This is a genomic window from Devosia sp. Soil_C_22 (genome assembly GCF_057657195.1).
Genome location: NZ_JBDGIY010000001.1, coordinates 1,127,723 through 1,145,122 on the forward strand (window position 1 = coordinate 1,127,723; position 17,400 = coordinate 1,145,122).

20 protein-coding genes are annotated in these 17,400 nt (G+C 66.0%); 11 read left to right on the forward strand and 9 right to left on the reverse strand.

What is annotated here, in order from left to right; translation table 11 throughout:
• Nucleotides 1-129: 129 nt before the first annotated feature.
• The 3 genes from AC3A6I_RS05240 (at nt 130) to AC3A6I_RS05250 (ending at nt 1,842) form a co-directional block, all read left to right on the forward strand.
• Complete coding sequence (locus AC3A6I_RS05240; protein WP_487542285.1) at nt 130-552, forward strand: Ros/MucR family transcriptional regulator; 423 nt, start codon at nt 130-132, stop codon at nt 550-552.
• Between the two features lie 140 nt (nt 553-692).
• A complete protein-coding gene (locus AC3A6I_RS05245) occupies nt 693-1,109 on the forward strand; it encodes a helix-turn-helix domain-containing protein (protein WP_487542287.1) in 417 nt (138 codons plus the stop codon).
• On the forward strand, nt 1,093-1,842 hold the full coding sequence (locus AC3A6I_RS05250) for a DUF6456 domain-containing protein (protein WP_487542289.1): 750 nt from the start codon (nt 1,093-1,095) through the stop codon (nt 1,840-1,842). The genes AC3A6I_RS05245 and AC3A6I_RS05250 overlap by 17 nt, the downstream gene beginning before the upstream one ends.
• A gap of 167 nt (nt 1,843-2,009) precedes the next feature.
• Here the strand turns inward: AC3A6I_RS05250 and AC3A6I_RS05255 are convergent, their stop codons facing one another.
• The 3 genes from AC3A6I_RS05255 to AC3A6I_RS05265 all read right to left on the reverse strand — a co-directional run bounded on the left by AC3A6I_RS05255 (nt 2,010) and on the right by AC3A6I_RS05265 (nt 3,807).
• Nucleotides 2,010-2,429 carry a SufE family protein gene (locus tag AC3A6I_RS05255; protein WP_487542290.1) on the reverse strand — a complete coding sequence of 140 codons (420 nt, stop codon included), beginning with the start codon at nt 2,427-2,429 and terminating at the stop codon, nt 2,010-2,012.
• 134 nt (nt 2,430-2,563) lie between these two features.
• Nucleotides 2,564-3,340 (reverse strand): carbon-nitrogen hydrolase family protein, encoded by a 777-nt coding sequence (locus tag AC3A6I_RS05260; RefSeq protein WP_487542292.1) that lies wholly within the window; start codon nt 3,338-3,340, stop codon nt 2,564-2,566.
• A gap of 173 nt (nt 3,341-3,513) precedes the next feature.
• Nucleotides 3,514-3,807 carry a hypothetical protein gene (locus tag AC3A6I_RS05265; protein ID WP_487542294.1) on the reverse strand — a complete coding sequence of 98 codons (294 nt, stop codon included), beginning with the start codon at nt 3,805-3,807 and terminating at the stop codon, nt 3,514-3,516.
• A gap of 292 nt (nt 3,808-4,099) precedes the next feature.
• Here AC3A6I_RS05265 and AC3A6I_RS05270 point away from each other — a divergent pair, with 292 nt between their 5' ends.
• Genes AC3A6I_RS05270 through AC3A6I_RS05280 form a run of 3 tightly spaced genes read left to right on the forward strand, consistent with a single transcriptional unit; the run spans nt 4,100 to nt 7,556 of the window.
• Complete coding sequence (locus AC3A6I_RS05270) at nt 4,100-5,911, forward strand: PAS domain-containing sensor histidine kinase (RefSeq protein WP_487542296.1); 1,812 nt, start codon at nt 4,100-4,102, stop codon at nt 5,909-5,911.
• Nucleotides 5,908-7,194 carry a peptidoglycan-binding domain-containing protein gene (locus AC3A6I_RS05275; protein WP_487542298.1) on the forward strand — a complete coding sequence of 429 codons (1,287 nt, stop codon included), beginning with the start codon at nt 5,908-5,910 and terminating at the stop codon, nt 7,192-7,194. Before AC3A6I_RS05270 ends, AC3A6I_RS05275 begins: the two co-directional genes overlap by 4 nt.
• 32 nt (nt 7,195-7,226) lie before the next feature.
• Nucleotides 7,227-7,556, forward strand: coding sequence for a DUF1491 family protein (locus AC3A6I_RS05280; RefSeq protein ID WP_487542300.1), 330 nt, complete (start codon nt 7,227-7,229; stop codon nt 7,554-7,556).
• Nucleotides 7,557-7,700: 144 nt separating this feature from the next.
• Here AC3A6I_RS05280 and AC3A6I_RS05285 read toward each other — a convergent pair whose 3' ends face one another.
• The gene (locus AC3A6I_RS05285) at nt 7,701-8,846 is read right to left on the reverse strand and encodes a DUF2336 domain-containing protein (RefSeq protein WP_487542302.1); all 1,146 of its coding nucleotides are present in this window, start codon (nt 8,844-8,846) and stop codon (nt 7,701-7,703) included.
• A gap of 334 nt (nt 8,847-9,180) precedes the next feature.
• Here AC3A6I_RS05285 and AC3A6I_RS05290 point away from each other — a divergent pair, with 334 nt between their 5' ends.
• Entirely contained in the window at nt 9,181-9,987 is an 807-nt protein-coding gene (locus tag AC3A6I_RS05290) for a hypothetical protein (RefSeq protein WP_487542304.1), read from the forward strand.
• Here the strand turns inward: AC3A6I_RS05290 and AC3A6I_RS05295 are convergent.
• From AC3A6I_RS05295 to AC3A6I_RS05305, 3 genes are read right to left on the reverse strand one after another with little or no spacing between them, the layout of a single operon-like run.
• On the reverse strand, nt 9,977-10,537 hold the full coding sequence (locus tag AC3A6I_RS05295) for a DUF1254 domain-containing protein (protein ID WP_487542306.1): 561 nt from the start codon (nt 10,535-10,537) through the stop codon (nt 9,977-9,979). The two genes, AC3A6I_RS05290 and AC3A6I_RS05295, sit on opposite strands and share 11 nt — an antisense overlap.
• A complete protein-coding gene (locus AC3A6I_RS05300; protein WP_487542308.1) occupies nt 10,534-11,112 on the reverse strand; it encodes a DUF1214 domain-containing protein in 579 nt (192 codons plus the stop codon). The genes AC3A6I_RS05295 and AC3A6I_RS05300 overlap by 4 nt, the downstream gene beginning before the upstream one ends.
• A gap of 3 nt (nt 11,113-11,115) precedes the next feature.
• A complete protein-coding gene (locus AC3A6I_RS05305; RefSeq protein ID WP_487542310.1) occupies nt 11,116-13,290 on the reverse strand; it encodes a transglycosylase domain-containing protein in 2,175 nt (724 codons plus the stop codon).
• Nucleotides 13,291-13,416: 126 nt separating this feature from the next.
• On the opposite strand from AC3A6I_RS05305, the gene AC3A6I_RS05310 reads away from it, so the two are divergent.
• Nucleotides 13,417-13,872, forward strand: coding sequence for a YcgN family cysteine cluster protein (locus AC3A6I_RS05310; RefSeq protein WP_487542312.1), 456 nt, complete (start codon nt 13,417-13,419; stop codon nt 13,870-13,872).
• Nucleotides 13,873-14,123: 251 nt separating this feature from the next.
• Nucleotides 14,124-14,501, forward strand: a complete 378-nt coding sequence (locus AC3A6I_RS05315; protein WP_487542314.1) for a DUF2147 domain-containing protein — start codon at nt 14,124-14,126, stop codon at nt 14,499-14,501.
• Nucleotides 14,502-14,838: 337 nt separating this feature from the next.
• On the opposite strand, the gene AC3A6I_RS05320 is transcribed toward AC3A6I_RS05315, so the two are convergent.
• On the reverse strand, nt 14,839-15,066 hold the full coding sequence (locus tag AC3A6I_RS05320) for a KTSC domain-containing protein (protein ID WP_487542315.1): 228 nt from the start codon (nt 15,064-15,066) through the stop codon (nt 14,839-14,841).
• Between the two features lie 43 nt (nt 15,067-15,109).
• Between AC3A6I_RS05320 and AC3A6I_RS05325 the strand changes: the two genes are divergently transcribed.
• Together AC3A6I_RS05325 and AC3A6I_RS05330 are read left to right on the forward strand one after the other, a co-directional pair.
• The gene (locus AC3A6I_RS05325; RefSeq protein WP_487542317.1) at nt 15,110-15,529 is read left to right on the forward strand and encodes a hypothetical protein; all 420 of its coding nucleotides are present in this window, start codon (nt 15,110-15,112) and stop codon (nt 15,527-15,529) included.
• A 61-nt stretch (nt 15,530-15,590) separates the two neighbouring features.
• Nucleotides 15,591-16,757 carry a DNA-packaging protein gene (locus AC3A6I_RS05330; RefSeq protein WP_487544985.1) on the forward strand — a complete coding sequence of 389 codons (1,167 nt, stop codon included), beginning with the start codon at nt 15,591-15,593 and terminating at the stop codon, nt 16,755-16,757.
• A 208-nt stretch (nt 16,758-16,965) separates the two neighbouring features.
• Here AC3A6I_RS05330 and AC3A6I_RS05335 read toward each other — a convergent pair whose 3' ends face one another.
• Nucleotides 16,966-17,304 (reverse strand): endonuclease domain-containing protein, encoded by a 339-nt coding sequence (locus AC3A6I_RS05335; protein ID WP_487542319.1) that lies wholly within the window; start codon nt 17,302-17,304, stop codon nt 16,966-16,968.
• Nucleotides 17,305-17,400: the final 96 nt, after the last annotated feature.

Genomic DNA, 17,400 nt, shown 5'->3' on the forward strand with positions numbered 1-17,400 from the left:
TGCCGCAAATGATGATTTATACACAGTATCGAGTCTGCTATTGATTTCACAAACAAGCAGGCCTACAGAACGAGTTACGGACAAGGAAGCCACCTCCTCGCCCGTAAGCATCACAGAAAAGGACCCGATATGACCGACACCACCGGCGGAAACGGTACGATTGACAACGATCTCATCGATCTGAGTGCCGACATCGTCTCCGCCTATGTTAGCCATAATGCGTTGAGCGTCACTGACCTGCCCAAGCTTATCAACGACGTGCACAACGCCCTCAAGAATCTGCAGTCGCCGGTGGCGGCTGAGCCCGTAGAGGAATTGAAGCCGGCCGTCCCTGTGCGCAAGTCCGTCCATCCGGACTTCATCATCTGCCTCGAGGACGGCAAGAAGTTCAAATCGCTGAAGCGTCATCTGCGCACGCACTACCATCTCTCGCCGGAAGAATACCGCGAGAAGTGGGGTCTGCCGAACGACTACCCGATGGTAGCGCCGAACTACTCCGCGACCCGGTCGCGCCTCGCCAAGGACAATGGCCTGGGCCGCAAGGCCGCGTAATCCTCTATCGGGGAATGAGACTTCCACGGCCGCCCTTGGGGCGGCCGTTTGCTTTTCCACGCTGGGAACGTGATCCGGCGACTTATCCCCGCACCAGCCGTTGCAGATTATAGGAATATCATCCTATTCTGGAGGCGGCGATGCGGAGCGTGTTGGCTGAAGCGGGAAATGCCCCCGCACCGGCAAAACGAAGGGGCGGGCGGGTGCTGCGGTTCGAGCCGCGCCGCCTGGACCCCCGCGGGTGGCGCCTCGCCGAGGTCGTGGCGAGCCATCGCAAGGTGAGCATGGCCGATCTGCTCGGTCGTGATCGTGGCGAAGCGCCGATCGCGCTGGCCCGGCAGATCGCGATGTATCTGATGCATGTGAGCTATGGCCGGCAGTATGCCGAGGTCGGCAAGTTCTTCCGGCGCGACCGCACGACCGTATCGCACGCCTGCGCGCTGATCGAGGAACTCCGCGAGCGTCCGGATTTCGACGATGATTTGAATCGACTTGAGGATTTGCTTGCCGATGACCGGGGCAACGAGCGGGAGGTGACCCGTGCGACGGCCCGGTAAGGCGGTGCTGCGGTTCGTTCGTGCCCTGCTCACGGTAGGCGAGGGGCGGTGCGAGGGCGAGTTCTTCACGGCCGGCGATGCCGCGCTCGAGGCAATCCACGTACGTGACCTGATCGCCGCCGGTGCAATCGGTGGCGATACGGCCTGCTGTCGTCCGTTGCCGGGGACGGCACAATGGCTGAAGCGGCAGATGCTCGACGAGGATGCCTTCGCCGCGCAGCACCGCGTCGAGGTCGCTGGCAAGGACGGCGTGACGCTGAACCTTGCCGAGAGTCCGCTGGCACGGCTGGCAGTTGCGAGCGGCGAGGCCGAGGCGTTCCTGAAGCCGCACCAGGTTGAGGCGGGAGAGCGGGTCCGCAGGCTTGTCGAGCGGGCACAACTGCAGCCGCGATTGACCATGAGCTATTCGCCCACTCACATGGCCAAAGGCGGGCCGGGTCATGTCGGCGAGATCGGCGACATGGCTGCCGATGCGCGGAGGGCCCTCGCGGAACTGCATCGCCAGTTGCCCCGTGACTGCGCCGATGTCGTGCTCGACGTCTGCGGTTTCGGCAAGGGCCTGCAACTGGTCGAGACCGAACACGGCTGGCCGCGGCGCAGCGCCAAGCTGGTCCTGCGCATCGGCCTCGACCGGCTGGCTGAGCTCTATGGGCTGGGTGAGGCGGCAACGGGACCCGAGGCACAGCGGCGTCGCGCCTGGATGGCTGGTGCCCGGCCGCGCGAGTTCGGCTAGGCCGCCGTTATGCCGTCGTTATTTGCAGTTGAGTTGGTGGTTGCCGAGAATGTGCGAAGCACCGTAGCGTGCAGATATTGCAGGGGCGGGCTATGGACTATTCACTACTGACGATTGCTTTGATGATGGCCGCGATTTTTGCCGCCACGCTGCTGGTCCGCTAGCCTTCAGGCAGCCGCCAGCGCCTTGGCTTCAGTGCGGATGCGGTTAACCATCGCCACCAGCCCGTTCGACCGCTGCGTGGTCAGGTGCTCGCGCAGCCCAAGCTCGTCGAAGATGGCGATCGCGTCCGTGTCGGCGATCTCGCGGGCAGGACGCCCCGAATAGAGGGCAACGAGGATCGCCACCAGCCCACGTACGATCATGGCGTCGGATTCGCCGCGATAGCTGACTTTGGTGCCGTCGCGTTCGGAGACCAGCCAGACCTGCGAGACGCAGCCATGCACCTTGTTTTCGGCGTTCTTCTCGTCCTCCGCCAGCGGCGGCAGGGCCTGGCCGAGCTCGATGATGTAGCGGTACCGGTCCTCCCAGTCATCGAGGTAGGAGAGGTTGTCGGCGATGTCAGCGAAGGCTTGCGGGTGGCTCATTCGGGATAGATAGGCGCTTTATCCGCGCCAGCCTAGATGGTTGGCAAATGCAGGGCCGGGGCCGGAAATGAAGACGCCGGCCAGGAGGTGGAAACTCCAGCCGGCGCCAAGAACCGAGGCGGCGAAGCCTCGTTTCAGCGGTTCATATAGGTGTCCTGACTGGCCGGCGCAAGCGCCGATGTGCCGGGAAGATCGAAGATCAGCAGCCCGGTCTGGTCGAGCGGCAGTTGCGATACGACCTCGCCGCTGGGGTTCAGCACCGCGGTCGGGCCCCATGCGACGCGTCCGTCGCGCGTACCGGTCACGTCCGAGGAGAGCAGCCAAAGTCCGGTCTCGCGGCAGCGTTCACCGCGGATGGCGTTGTGCGCGTGCTTGTACTCCTCCGCCCTGTCGCGGCGCATCATGTTGTTGGCCGGACAGACCAGCAGCGACGCGCCCTGATCGGCAACCCTGCGCGCAGCTTCGGGAAAGTTCGTGTCGTAGCAGATGTTGATGCCGAAGCGCAGGCCGCCGGCGGCGAAGACCGGTGTCTCGCTTCCAGGCGTGAACAGGCTCTCGCCGTCGAGGAGATGTACCTTCCTGTAGCGGCCGACCAGCACGCCGCGATCGACCACGATGGCGGTGTTGAAGAGCTTTTCGCCGGCCGTCTCGATGATCCCAATGACGAGCACCGGACCACCACGCGGGAAGCGTTCGAGCACGGCGGCGAACCCAGGTGACGACAGATCCAGGGCAGCGCGTCGCGCTGTTCCTTCATCGAGGAGGTAGCCCTGCAGAAATCCCTCGGGAAAGCAGAGCAGGCGAACGTCGGCGTCCGCGGCGCGGCGCGCGAAATCGCCCAGACACGCCAGGGAGGCGTCGAGGTCGTCGCGAAACTCCTCGGTCTGTGCGGCGGCGATCCGTATCGTCATCGGCGGCGGCGTCCCAACGTTGCGAGGATATCAGGCTAGATGGCCTCCAACGGCGAGTCGCAATGGCGGTCGAGGGGGCGGGCAAATGCAGGGAGCCGCAGTGCGGGGCAGCGCACTGCGGCTCGGCCAGAGATCGCGTTTGAGTAGCGTCGGGAAGTGTCGCGGCCTCTGGGTTACCCCATCCGATCCGGTCGCGGTCGGGGGAGCGGGACCGGCGTTGTCGCAGCGGGTTGGAACGCGGCGGTGGAGGGGTTCTGGTTGCCGGCGAGCACGACAATGGCGGTCTTGCTGCCGGCGCATTCGATCGAGGTGCATTCGGCGGCGAGCACCTGCTCGACCACCGCCTGCCGTCCTGCGGCGAGCGCCTGCTGCGATGCATCGCCAGCGGCCTTGCCGAGGTCGAAATCCTTGGGCGCGATGATGAGGAACATCACCGTGAGCCAGAATGCGGACCGGAGCAGGAACATGAAAGCCTCGCAACCTCGCGGCCGATATGCCGCTGTCTGTTGGAAGCGACCTTAGGCGGCGCGGCTTAAATGCGATTTCGCGATTTCGATAAAATTGCATCGGATCGGCACGTTTGAGCGCCCCCCGGTCGCAAACCAAACGTTTACGCTAACCCGAGAAAGCCCCTGCGCAACCGGGCAGAAGCGGTGCGTGGACGCCGCGCCGGCCCTTCCCCTTAAAGCCGCATTAGGCGTTGGAGTGGAAGCTCCGACCAACAACAAGAAGGTTCGGCGGGGCGGTTTGGTTTCGAGCATGTTGAAGCTCTGGGCATGGTTGAGGACGGCATGGCGCGCCGAGCCGTGGCGTGGCGCCGGTGGGCGTCCCGACGCCATGCGCCGTCGTGCCATTGCCGGAAACGCCAAGCTGATCCTGGCGCTCAGTGTCGCCGGCATGCCGGCCGCGCTCTATGCGCTGACGCAGGTCCTGCTGCTGCCCTTCATCCTCGCCATGATCGGCATTGCGACCGGCGTTGCCACACTCGCGCTGTGCCAGCGCGGCCACTACGAACGGGCGGCGGGCGGGCAGGTCTATGCCACCCTGCTGGCAGGTTTGCTGCTGACCCTCGCCGATCCGGCTCTGGCTGATTTCGGCCTGGGCATCGCGCTGCTGGCGCCCGTGCAGGCGTCGCTCCTTGCGCGCACTCCGGTCAAGAAGCGCGCCTGGGCGGTGCTCGTCGTGGTGATTGCCGTCGGCGCCGGCGCGAGCCTCAACTGGTATGGCTGGCCCGAGCCCTTCGGCTTTGGCTACGCCCTGATGGCCGGGTTCATCTTCGCCGTCGCGGCGGCGATCGTCGCGCTTTCGGGCAACCGCCTGAACCAGGTGTTCGAGGTCTACGAGAAGGCCCAGATCAACGCCTATCGCCATCTCATCGAGCATGTGCAGGACGCGGTGATGCGGTTCTCGCCCGACGGCACGGTGCTGTTCACCTCGCGCTCCGCCGAGAAGCTGTTCGGTTGCCGTCGCTTCGAGCTGAGCGGCAGCGGGCTCGTCGATCGTATCCACGTGCTGGACCGCCCCGCCTATCTCACTGCCTTCGCCGAAGCCAACGAGGACGGGCAGACGCGTCGCGTCGAGATTCGCATGCGCCGCGACGAGGCCGGCGCCTCGTCGGCCGCGCCGCGCTACATCTGGATCGAGGTGGCGCTGTCGCCGGTCCTCGAGGAGGACGTGCATAGCGAGCGCAACGAGGTCGTTGTGCTGCTGCGCGACGTGACCGAGCGCCACGACTACATGAACGAACTGCAGCGCGCCCGCAAACTCGCCGAGGAAGCCTCGAGCGCCAAGTCGCATTTCCTCGCCACCATCGGCCACGAGCTGCGCACGCCGCTGAACGCCATCGTCGGCTTTTCTGAGATGATGAGCTCGGGCGTGGTGGGCGAGATGAGCCCGCAGCACAAGGAATATGCGACGCTGATCCAGCAGAGCGGGCACCACTTGCTCGAAGTGGTGAAGATGCTGCTCGACATGAGCCGCCTCGAAGCGGGCAAGTTCGAGCTCACCACCGAGCCGATCGCGCCCGAATCACTGGTCGAGCCCTGCCTGAAGATGGTCGACGCCATGGCGCGGCAGAAGTCGGTGCGGCTGATGACCGATATTCCCCGCTCGCTGCCCATGCTGATCGCCGACGAGCGGGCGTGCCGGCAGATTCTCATCAACCTGCTGACCAACGCTGTGAAATTCTCTAAGGAACACACCGTCGTCACATTGGCCATGAAGCGTCAGGGGCGGCACTTGGCGATTTCGGTGGCCGACCACGGCATCGGCATGGCCGAGGACGCGGTGCGCCGCATCGGCGAGCCCTTCTTCCAGGCCCAGGACGGGTTGGCCCGCCGTTACGAGGGCACCGGGCTCGGGCTCTCGATCGTCAAGGGCCTGGTCGAACTGCATGACGGGACGCTGCACGCGTCGTCGTCGCCGGGTGAGGGAACCGTGATGACGGTTCTGCTGCCGATAAACGGTCCGGAAACCAAGGTGGAGGAAACTCCGGCGGTGACGCCCCTTCATCGGGACCCGGCCCCGCAGCAAATGCCCAGATGGCACGACGAAAGAAAAAGAGCTCTATGACGGCAGCAACTCTTGCGCACCTGCCTTTGCAGGTCGGCGGCGTCGCATTGGCCCATGCAGGCCAGGCGGCGCTCTGGGTCATTCAGCGCTACATGCGCTCGCCCCTCACCAATTCTGCGATCGCGGCCCTTGTCGTGACCACGGCCATGGCCGGTTCGAACGCGCTCTATGGCCAGCGGCACGAGCACCCTGCGCCGCTATTTGCCCCCATCGAGCAGGTGACGACCGGCTCGATCGATTCGGTCCCGGTGATTCCGAAGATGCGGCCCAAGAGCTTTGCCGCCGAAGCCCCTGTCGCGGCGCCGGCGGAGCTTGCAGCCACGCCGGTTGCGACCGAGGCGCCGGCGACCGGTCCGGTCGGCAACACGCAGGTGTTCGAGGTGCAGCGCAAGCTCGCAAGCCTCAACCTCTTTGCCGGCGACGTGGATGGCTACTACGGCCCGCAGACCGCGGCCGCGATCCGCAAGTTCGAGCAGAGCAAGGGCCTCAAGCCGATGGGTCAGCTGACGCCCGCGGTGGTTGAGGCGATCCTCGCTGCTCCGGTGGCGCCGGTAGTCAATGTTCCTGCAATGCCCACCAGGCAGCCGCTGCCGGCACTGTCGGACCAGCCGGTGACGGTGAACCTGCCGCAGGTGAAGACAGAATCGGTGGAGAAAGACCTCCCGAATGCCGCGCGCCCGACTCAGTCGCTCGCCGAGATCACGCATGCCAAGCCACTCGCCGCGGCCAAGAATGCCGCCAACACGCTGCTCGGCCGACCCGTGCCCAGTTCTCCGGAAGCCGCGCTGGAAATGGCAACGGAGACCGCCGGCGAGGCCTTCGACACCATCGTGGACGGCGTACAGTCGCTGGCCATGACCGATCCTCCGACCAGGCGGGTGACCCAGAACTATGTGGCGCCGGCCAAGCCGCTGACCGCCACCGTCACCGCGGCCCCCGTGCCGCCGCAGAAGCTGGCGGCCCTGCCGGATGGTCCCCAGGTCGGCGTGCCGCTGAAGATCGAGGAAGATCCGCCCAAGCCCGGCGAGGCCATCGCAGTGCTCGACACCGACGCTACGCCGGACCAGGTGCGCGCGCTTTCGGTGACCGATCCGGTGGTGGTGGCCAAGGTGCAGCGCGGGCTCGCGAGCCTGGGCTTCCTGCACGGTCCGGCCGATGGCGTTGCCGGCTCGGCGACGGCCAAGGCGATCCGCAACTTCGAGGTCTACTTCAACTACAAGGTGACCGGCCGGATCACACCGGAACTGCTGGACCTGCTGCTCGAGAACGGCGCCGTCATCTAGCCGCAGGGCTGGATTTCGGGCACACCAGCGGCATGTTCCGTACCGATCTCTGGGTAGCCGCCTTCGTGCGGCGCCACAATGACATTGGCCACATGTGCGTGGTGTCGCGCCGCGGCGACCCCATCGCCGGCCAGATTTTCGTGGAGGTCGACCACCTCAACGGCGAGGTGTCGCTCTATACGCCCGCGCCTGCGACTGCCGTGGCCGAGAACAGCGAAGCGCGCGTGTTTCAACTGCGCTTCGACCATGTCGAGCCGTTGCAGACCCGCGAACGCATCCTGCGCGAGCAGGAGTTCGATCCGGACCTGTGGGTCATCTCGCTCGAAATGCGGAGCGGTGAGCTGGGGCTCGACCTCGCATAGAGTCACGTTGGAAGCTGTTCACAACCTCCGGCGTCATCCCCGCGAAGGCGGGGATCCAGCGGCCGCACGCTCGGTGCCTCGACTGGGTTCCCGCCTTCGCGGGAATGACATCGCGGCGTGGGCGCCGCCTCAGTCGTGAAGTGCCTAGCTGGCCTTGGCCCCGATCCGCGCCAGCGCCTCGATGGCCTGGTCGACGATCGGATCGCGCCCGCGGGTCTGCGGCGGCGGGATACGCCGGCGATTGTCCTCGAACGGCCGGTACTCCGGCTTGGTCATGTCGAGCAGGTTCACCTCGCCGCGCCAGGCGCTCATCAGGAAGGCCGTGGCATCGACACTGACCGTCTCGAACAGCTCGGCAAAACCGGTGAGGTCGGCAGGCTGCTGCCCGTCATGGGCGGTGGCGTGGATCAGGACCTTCAGCCCGTCATGCGAACCGCACCCGAAGGCGCGCAGCACGACGAACAGGGCAGCGCCTGAGGTATCGTGCGCGATCTGGCCGCAGCGAACCTCATCGAGCCCAGTGATCTGATGCAGGAGACGTGTAACTTCCGGCCGACGGTTCTCGGAGAACAGCTTCATCAGCGCGCGCGTGAGTTCGGCCGTCGCCACGGTCAGCTGCTCGAGCGTGCGCTTGATCGGCGCTTCCGGCGTCTCGCGCCTGGCAAAGGCCCTGATCACCTTGATCCGGTCGGCCTCACCAAGGTCGAAGAAGGCCGGCGCGAGCAGAGCCGCGTCGAAATCGGCGCGAGCGGCAAGCGACCAGGCGACCTGGTGGTCCATCTGGGCCGAACGGGCGAGGGCGCTAAGATAGGGGCCGCGCGGCACGATCGCCGTATTGGTGGCAATGGCACGGTAGACCTTGCGGCTGTTCATCTGGAACAGCCGACCGAGAACGCTGGTGGAAAGGTCGGGGCGCCGAGCAATGGCGGCGCCGAGCGTCACGTCCCCGCCAGCCAGCACCTTGAGCATCGTGCCTTCAGAGATCTCGGGAGAGTTGACGAGAAAGTCCGGCAGGTCGTCACCGAGATGGCGGACGACGAGTTCCTCGAGTTCGGGCGACAGGTCCGTCGAGCGGCCAAGCGTCGCCGCCGCCTTGGCGCGTGCGGCGGGGGAGGCCGCCGGAAACAGCCGGTTCGCCAGAATGGAAAACTGTTCCATTTCGGCACTTGTCGGCTTGCCGCGACGGGCGAACGCATCGCACGCCGCGCACAGCAGCGTGTTCGTGCGATCCACTCCGCCCGTCTCGATAAGGAGCTGGAACGTCTCGTAAGGCTGGAAACCGATCATCATTTGCCCTGCAAGGCCCAGATTCGGGGCCTCAACCACAGGCGTGACTATTTCCGGAAAATCGTTAGCGAACTGTTAACCTTGACGAACTCTTAATAGCCCTTGTCGGGTCTCTGCGTCGTGCCCGATTTGCCGGTGGATGGGCCCCGGCAACTCGCCCATCCGCCGGAGGCAAGGTTGGGAAAGCTGGTTCAACTCCCCAAGCGCGGACGCACGCGGAAAACGCGCACCCAATCGGCGGGGCCGGGTGAAATCGTGCTGTTTACCGGCGTCCGGTACGAGCGCCAGGGTGCACCTGACAAGCCGGCGGGCGCGGCCTCGGGCGGCAAGCGCCGCCGTGGCTGACCTACGAGCGATCGGACTGGCCGCCGGCCTGCTTCTGGCGGGCTGCGGTGTGGCGTCCGCACATGAGATCGGTGACTTTGGACGCGTGAAGCCCGGCTTCCTCAATGACGAGGTGATCCCCGAGGTCGACGCCGCATTCCGCCGCTTCAACAAGCAGCCCGTCTCGAACTTCAACTGGACCGACCAGGAACGCGAGATGCACGACCGGGTGTACCGGTTCCTGATCGCGCGGCACGTCAAGGACTGGGCTTTCGACTACGAGCAGATCATCGAGGTCGCGAGCGCGGTGAGCACGCGGCCCGCCCATGACGATCTCTACTACAGGTGGCTGACCCGGGAGCGCTACGCCTCCTCGCGCGTGCGTTACAACACAATTGCCGACGATGTCGGCGCCGACCTGCTGACGCTGCCGACGACCTTTGCCTCGATCTGCGCGGTGATGATCGTCGACGATCAGCGGGCGATGGCGGCGTCACAGTTGACCGACATCGAGCGCGAAATGATCGCCCGGATGCGCGAGCGGCGAGCCGAGAACAGCCTCTACGTCGATCGCTTCGTTGGCGCGCTGCGCTATCGCTACGCCTCCTACAGCTACGCGCTCGACCATTTCCTGGTGGAGACGCCACACGCGGAGGCCGTGCGGGTGGACGAGCGACTGAGCGAGATGGCGATCTGGGTGGACTACGCCGAGGCCGGGGAATTCTGTCTCGACGATGACGGTCGCCTCGGTCGGGGCGATGAAGCGTTGCCCGGCCGCGTGCTGCTCGGCCCGCCCGATGAGGGTGAGTTCAGGAAGTAGCGTCGGCTGCGATATTGCTGCACTTGAGCCCGGCGAGCGCCTTCTCGTAGCGGGCCCGCATCTCCGGGTGGGGCGGGGCGAGGCGAACGACGACCAGCAGGTCATCCTCGCGCGCCTCGACGATCAGCAAGCCCTCGGCAATGTCGAGCCGCTGCTCGGCCAGCAGGCGCGTCTGCGCTGGATTGAAGATGCCGAGGTCGAGGTTGGTGCCAACGCTGTCGCGATTGGTGGTCGAATAAACGACGGTGCCGGCCCGGCTGTAGACCGTGACCGACCAGAAATCGCGGGGCAGGGTGCCGGTAACCGAGGCGGGGCCGAGGCGCAGATCGACCTTGCAGGCCGCATAAGTCAGCTCGGGATCGAGCCGCAATGGATTGGGCTCTCCTGGCCTCGCCGCGGGCAGCACGGCGGGCCCTCCGGATGGATCGAGCATCGCAACCCGGTCCCAGGCCGACGTGGCCGACAGGGCAGGCAGGGTCAGGATCACCACGATATGGATGACACCGCCCAATACCAGACCGGCAATGACCCAGAGCAGGGTGCGGATCACAGGCAGGCCTCCCGGATGATGGCGGGGAGGCTGGTGATCTCCGCGCCGAGGCCGGAGGCGCTGGACGTATCGTAGAGCGTCAGCACCAGCTCGAACTGGCCGTCGTCGGTGATCTCGAGCCAGTTCTGCGGCGCCATGCCCTTGGAGACGTAGAGCGCAACCGAGCCGTCGCCGGCCCGGTTCAGCCGGCCACTGTGAAAGTCGGCGGGACCGCCCGGTCGCGCGATCGAGCTGCCGCTGGCGGGGTCGACCGGCACCATGGTCCAGAAGCGCGCGGCGGGCGTGGTGCCGTCGATGCGATAGCGGCAATTGCGGTCCAGGGGGCGGTTGTCGCTGTCGACGTGGGCGATGAACTGGATGCCTTCGGCCGCCCCGAGCTCCAGCGCGCCGGAGCGGGCGATATAGGCGCGGGTATAGGGGTCGGGGGAGGGGGCGCCGACGTTGCGCCAGCTCAGCCAGGGGCCGACCTCGACCGCGCCGAACAGGCGGCCGTCGCTCAGCGCGTACCAGCTGAGACCGAAGCCGACGACCAGGGCGACCACCAGCATCGTCCCGAGGTGAACGAGAAAGCGCAAGTGTTACAGGCTCTTGGCTGGAACAGGGGTGGCGGGGGCGACGGTCAGCGCGGCCTCGTTGCTGACCCCGCCCAGTGCGTTGCGGAGCGCGTCGGCCATCTCGAGCAGCTTCTGCGCTGCGGCGGGCTTGAGGCCGGGCGGGCGCTCGATGGCCGGGGCCGCGGGCTGGCCTTCGGCACCCGTGGCATCGGCGATCACGAACGGAGCGGGCTGGAAATCGACGCCTTCCACCGGCTTGATCTCGATGTTCGTGTGGGCATAGGCCATGAACTTCTGCCAGGCGACGGTCGGCAGTGTGCCGCCGGTCAATTCCCTGGTCATTTCGTAGTTGTCGTTGCCGAACCAGACCGCCGCAACATAGTTGCCGGTGAAGCCACAGAACCATGCATCGCGATAGGACGAGGTCGTACCCGTCTTGCCGACGGAGGGGACGCCCTCGATCTGTGCCCGGCGGCCGGTGCCGGCCTCCACCACGCCGCGCATCATGCGGTTCATGTAGAGCACCGTCTGCTCGCTGACGACGCGTTCGCGATTGGCCTCGGGGTCGGCGTCGAACACCGGATCGCCCGAGAGGGTGGTGATGCGGGTGATGCCGAAGGCGGGCGTCTTGTAGCCGTGGTTGGCGAAGACCGCATAGGAGGAGGCCATGTCGATGACGCTGACCTCCGCGGCGCCCAGCGCGAGCGAGCGGGTAACGGGGAAATCGTTGGTGAGGCCGATCTTGTGGGCGAAGTCGGCAATGGGCTGGCGGCCGGTCTTGATTGAGAGGTTCACCGGCACGGTGTTGATCGATTGCTGGAAGGCCGAGATCAGGCTGATGCGGCCCACGGCGTTGCGCGAATAGTTCTGCGGGCACCAGTTGCCGATGCATTGCGTGGCGCCGGAAACGATCGTGTCCGGATCATACTCGGGGATCAACTCGAAGGCGGTGGCATAGTCGAACAGCTTGAACGCCGAGCCGGGCTGGCGATTGGGGACGATGGCGCGGTTGAACTGGCTCTTGGCGTAGTCCATGCCGCCGACCATGGCCCGGATCGCCCCGTTCGGCTCGAGCACGACCATGGCGGCCTGCGAGACGTTGTACTGCTCGCCCTGCTCGCGCACGACCGAGGTGACGGAGTCTTCGGCATAGGACTGCAGCACCGGGTCGATGGTGGTGCGCACCACGAAGGTGTTGTGGGTGTTGCCCTCGGCCTCGATGATCGACTTGGCCTGCTCGAAGGCATAGTCGAGGAAGTAGTTGGGCGAGTTGGCCTCGTGGGCGCGATCGACGGGGCTGGCCGGGTTGCGCCGCGCCGCCGCGACCTGGCCCTCGGTGAGGAAGCCGGCATCGACGAGGTTGGACAGCACCTGGTTGGCGCGGCCGCGGGCTGCCGCGAGATCGACATGCGGGGCGTAGCGCGTGGGCGCCTTGTAGAGCGCCGAGAGCATCGCGGCCTCGGCCAGCGAAATCTCGGTGACCTTCTTGCCGAAATAGAACTCCGAGGCCGCCGCGACGCCGAAGGCGCCGCCCCCCATGTAGGCCCGGTCGAGATAGAGCTTGAGGATTTCGTCCTTGGAATAGTGCCACTCGAGCCAGACGGCGAGGAAAGCTTCCTTGATCTTGCGCTCGAGCGTGCGTTCGGACGAGAGGAACAGGTTCTTGGCCAGCTGCTGGGTGATGGACGAGCCGCCCTGCAGGCCGCTGTCGCCGGACGTGTTGCTGGCGAGCGCGCGCAGCGTGCCGACAACGTCGATGCCCCAGTGCTCGTAGAAGCGCCGGTCCTCGGTGGCGAGCGTCGCCTTGATCAGGTAGTCGGGCAACTGGTTGAGGGCAAAGGAATCGTCGGAGCGGATGCCGCGGCGCCCGACCTCGTTGCCGTAGCGATCGAGGAAGGTGACGGCGATGTCCTCGGCCTTGTTGAACCGGCCGGTGACGGTAGCGTCGAAGGCGGGGAGGGCGAGCGCGGTCATCAGCACACAGCCGATGGCGAAAAAGCTCAGCCCGTCCGACAGCAACTCGGTGAACAGGCGCTTGAGGCCGGTGACGCGGAAGCGGGCGAAGAAATCCTCGACGCCGGTGTACCACCGTCCCAGGGATTGCCAGAAGTCGTACAGCGTCGAGTCGAGCCACGCGTCCGCCGCCAGCATGCGGGTTTTCTTGCGCCGCTTCTCTTTGTGATAGAACGGATCCTGCACCGAAAACTCCGCATCCCTGCGAGGGCCTTGAATCTCCCCAATTCGAGGCGCATTGGCAAGGCGTTCGCTGCAATATGATCAGCTTGTTCGTGGCGCAAGCGCATTGATGCCACACGGGAAATCCGCATGCCGTTCTGGGAAGACAAGACACTCGAGGAAATGACCGTGGCGGAGTGGGAAGCACTTTGCGACGGCTGCGGGCGCTGCTGCCTGATGAAGCTCGAGGACGAGGATACCGGTGACATCTACGTCTCCGACGTGCGCTGCCGCCTGCTCGATGGCGAAAGCTGCAAGTGCACGGACTACCCCAACCGGCTGAAGGTCGTGCCCGACTGCATCAAGCTGACGCCCGAGAACGTGCGGACCATCGAGTGGATCCCGGTGACCTGCGCCTATCGCCGGATCGCCGAGGGCAAGGGCCTGGCCTGGTGGCATCCGCTGGTTTCGGGCGATCCGGAAACGGTGGCGGCGGTCGGCGTTTCGGTGCGCGGACGGACGGTGCCGGAGCTGTCGGTGAAGCCGGGCGAGTGGGAAGACCACGTCGCCGACTGGCCCAACTGGGAGCCACCGGACGAGATCTGACTGCATCACGTGTTCGTGATCGGAACTTTATGCCCCGGGCTGCGCGTTTTGCCGGTGGTGGAATGTGGCGGCTTGGACCGAGCATCGTCAGGCGTTTGGAAAGACTGTCAGCATCGCTGCCATATCCAGGCCGGTCGCCTGCCATATTGATGAACGGCAGATGAACGGCGTGGTTATCCAAGTTTCAGCCTTAGTCCCCATATAGGCGGGCAAGCATAGACCCGATGCTCAACTTTCTAGGAGACGACTCCATGCGCTACGCGACCAAAGTCGCTGCGGCCGCGCTCGCCTCGTTGCTCGTGACCGCCCCCGTGGCCGCCCTCGCGGCCGATCCGACTGGCACCTGGCAGGCCGATGACGGCAAGAGCCGGTACAAGATCAGCTACTGCGGCGGCGACGCCCTGTGCGGCAAGCTGATCTGGCTGCGCGACAAGGACGACAAGAACCGCGCCTACCTCAACCAGACCGTGGTGCAGGGCACGCAGGCCGAAGAGAACAAGTGGACCGGCACCGTCGCCCTCGGCGGCGGCACCTATAGCGGTACGCTGACCATGACCGGCGACGACAGCATGAAGGTCAAGGGCTGCCAGGGCGTGTTCTGCAACACGATCAGCCTCAGCCGCGTCTGACCCCGCGCTCAGCCGCGAAGGACACCGCAATGGTCGCGCTCCCCAGCCGGGGGCGCGCTTCGTGTGCTGCAAATAGGCAGCCCGCAAGAACTGCCGAACTCCGAAACCCGCATCGCCGCCGATGCGGGTTTTTTTGTGCCTGGATGGAGTAGCTCCGTCCCGGAGGGTGGGAGAGGAACCATGGGTCCCCGGGTCGAGCCCGGGGATGACGGTGGGTGGGGAGGGCGGGCCGCAAACACGCCCGCAATGCTGGCGCGGCAAGAAATATCAATACCGATCAGTCACTTGCACTTTTCTCACCGCATCGAATCCCCGCGTGACGGTGATGTGGTAGAGTTCAGCTACGGTCGGAGAAGTGGGGCTCGCGGTCCTGCTCTTCGAAGGCGTAGTCGTCGCGGATATGGGCGTTGAAGAAGCGGCCCTTGGACGGCGCGAGGCGTAGCGCGTCGTAAACGCGCGTCGGCACATCGAGATAATCGTAGCGGCGGCCGGACGGCCGGAACCAGACCGACAGCGTCTGGGTCTCCGGATCGTAGGCCAGGTCCTTGATCACGGCGGATGGCATCGGGCCCTCCCTGCCGCGAATGAACGTGCACGGGGGGTGAGAGTTGCCGACGGATGATGCTGGTTGGGCAGCGATCAGGATTGCCTACGAGGATACTGACGAGACGCTCGACGCGATGGCCGAGCGCTTCGCCGTGTCGCGCTCGGCAATTTGCGCACGCGTATCAAAGCTCGGATGGAGGCGCAGGCGTGACGCGGCGGTGGTGGATGCGCAGGCGCTGATCCAGCGCATGTACCGCTTGATCGAGCGCGTGCTGGTGCGGATGGAGAGATCGGAAGAGGCAATGAGCGAGAAGGATGCGGCCGTTCTCACACGGATGGCAGCCACGATGGACCGCCTGATCGAGATACAGGCTCGGACCCCCGAGGCGCCGCGGCGTGGCCCGGCAGCCAGGGAGAGCGCCGAGATGCAGCATATGAGGAAGGTCATTGCCAAGCGGCTCGATCAGCTCGGAGACTTCTGAACGGTTCGCCGCCGCGCTGACCGTCAAGGAGGCGCGGGACGCCTACTATTGCTGGCCTTACATGACGCGTGACGAACAATGGCCACCACGTGGAGACTGGACCACCTGGATGCTGATCGGCGGCCGTGGATCGGGCAAGACCCGGGCCGGTGCCGAATGGATCAGGCGGCTGGCCGAGGGCGGCACCGGACCGCTGGTGCTGGTCGGCGAGACCATCACCGAGGCAATCGAGGTGATGGTGAAGGGGCCGAGCGGCGTGATGCGGGTGCATCCGCCCGAGGATCGGCCGAAGCTGAGTGGAAACACGCTGCGATGGAAGAACGGTGTCGAAGCCCTGATCCTGGGGGCTTCCGACCCTGAGCGCTTTCGCGGCCCGCAATTTGCGGCCGCGTGGTGCGACGAACTGGGCAAGTGGCCGAAGGCTGAGGCGGCGTGGGATATGCTGCAGTTCGGGCTACGCCTCGGCGAGAGGCCGCGCCAACTGGTGACGACGACGCCGCGGGCAACGCGGCTGATGAAGCGGCTGTTGGCAGAGCCGACATCGGTGGTTTCGCGCATGACAACGCGAGAGAACGAGCGCTGGCTCGCAAGCACCTTCCTGCGAGCCGTCGTGGCACGCTATGCGGGCTCGGTGCTCGGTCGGCAGGAGCTCGAGGGCGAGCTGATCGAGGATCGGCCGGATGCGCTGTGGCGGCGGGAGCTGTTCCGGGCCGATGCCGGGGCTGAGATCGAGCGGATCGTCGTGGCAGTGGATCCGCCGGCGACGGGGACGAAGCGATCGGACGCGTGCGGGATCGTCGTTGCCGGACGGGCCGGGGAGGGGGCAGTGGTGCTCGCCGACCTGAGCTTCGGGCCGGCGCGGCCGGAGCAATGGGCGCGGCGGGCGGTGGCGGCGTTCCACGAGTTCGGCGCCGACTGCATCGTCGCCGAGACCAACCAGGGCGGCGACATGGTGAGGGCGGTGATCGCGCAGGAGGATGCCGATGTGCCGGTGCGTGGTGTGAACGCCCGGCGTGGGAAGTGGCTGCGGGCCGAGCCGGTGGCGGCGCTTTACGCCAATGGGCGGGTGGCGCATCGCGGCGGGCTGACGGCGCTCGAGGACGAGATGTGCGCGTTCGGGACGGATGGGCTGAGCGACGGCCATTCGCCGGATCGCGTGGATGCGCTGGTTTGGGCGCTGACGGAGCTGATGCTTGGCGGGGCGGGGCCGCGGGTGCGGGGGATTTAGGGGTGGGCTGGTGCTTGGGGCTACCCCCACCCACCGGCTCCGCCGGTCCCCCCTCCCCGCAAGGGGGAGGGAAATCGGGGGCAGCCTTACGCTCCGAGTGCGTGGCTTAGCTCTGGCAGAACTCGCCTCCTCCGGCTCGAGGCTAGCAGTCGGGTTTCCCTCCCCCTTGCGGGGAGGGGGGACCATGCGGAGCATGGTGGGTGGGGGACTACGATGTCGGGACAGCAGCCAGGATCGCCGCGTGCACCCCTTCGAGATTGGTAAAGACTTCCAGCGTGGTGACGCGAAGGACGCGATAGCCTTCAGCGCGGAGGAACGCGTCGCGACGAGCGTCATACTCGACTGCGGCTTCTTCGAAATGGCTGCTGCCGTCGACTTCGATGACGAGCTTTGCGGCGTGTGTCGCGAAGTCGGCATAGTAGGGCCCGAGCGGGACTTGGCGGCGGAAATGATACGGTTGGAGCTGTTCGGCGCGTAGGGCGCGCCACAGGATGGCTTCGGCGGGAGACATCTTTCGGCGGAGGGAGCGGGCTCGGGGGATGCTCATGACTCGCTCGTTCGGTGCTTGTTGCTACTCCCACCCACCGGCTCTGCCGGTCCCCCCTCCCCGCAAGGGGGAGGGAAATCGGGGGGCAGCCGCAAA

What these genes read in the sequence shown, in the direction of transcription:
- AC3A6I_RS05240 (WP_487542285.1), top strand. Translation starts at nt 130, where the DNA reads ATGACCGACACCACCGGCGGAAACGGTACGATTGACAACGATCTCATC.
- AC3A6I_RS05245 (WP_487542287.1), top strand. Translation starts at nt 693, where the DNA reads ATGCGGAGCGTGTTGGCTGAAGCGGGAAATGCCCCCGCACCGGCAAAA.
- AC3A6I_RS05255 (WP_487542290.1), bottom strand. Translation starts at nt 2,429, where the DNA reads ATGAGCCACCCGCAAGCCTTCGCTGACATCGCCGACAACCTCTCCTAC.
- AC3A6I_RS05260 (WP_487542292.1), bottom strand. Translation starts at nt 3,340, where the DNA reads ATGACGATACGGATCGCCGCCGCACAGACCGAGGAGTTTCGCGACGAC.
- AC3A6I_RS05265 (WP_487542294.1), bottom strand. Translation starts at nt 3,807, where the DNA reads ATGTTCCTGCTCCGGTCCGCATTCTGGCTCACGGTGATGTTCCTCATC.
- AC3A6I_RS05270 (WP_487542296.1), top strand. Translation starts at nt 4,100, where the DNA reads ATGTTGAAGCTCTGGGCATGGTTGAGGACGGCATGGCGCGCCGAGCCG.
- AC3A6I_RS05275 (WP_487542298.1), top strand. Translation starts at nt 5,908, where the DNA reads ATGACGGCAGCAACTCTTGCGCACCTGCCTTTGCAGGTCGGCGGCGTC.
- AC3A6I_RS05280 (WP_487542300.1), top strand. Translation starts at nt 7,227, where the DNA reads ATGTTCCGTACCGATCTCTGGGTAGCCGCCTTCGTGCGGCGCCACAAT.
- AC3A6I_RS05285 (WP_487542302.1), bottom strand. Translation starts at nt 8,846, where the DNA reads ATGATGATCGGTTTCCAGCCTTACGAGACGTTCCAGCTCCTTATCGAG.
- AC3A6I_RS05310 (WP_487542312.1), top strand. Translation starts at nt 13,417, where the DNA reads ATGCCGTTCTGGGAAGACAAGACACTCGAGGAAATGACCGTGGCGGAG.
- AC3A6I_RS05315 (WP_487542314.1), top strand. Translation starts at nt 14,124, where the DNA reads ATGCGCTACGCGACCAAAGTCGCTGCGGCCGCGCTCGCCTCGTTGCTC.
- AC3A6I_RS05320 (WP_487542315.1), bottom strand. Translation starts at nt 15,066, where the DNA reads ATGCCATCCGCCGTGATCAAGGACCTGGCCTACGATCCGGAGACCCAG.
- AC3A6I_RS05330 (WP_487544985.1), top strand. Translation starts at nt 15,591, where the DNA reads ATGACGCGTGACGAACAATGGCCACCACGTGGAGACTGGACCACCTGG.
- AC3A6I_RS05335 (WP_487542319.1), bottom strand. Translation starts at nt 17,304, where the DNA reads ATGAGCATCCCCCGAGCCCGCTCCCTCCGCCGAAAGATGTCTCCCGCC.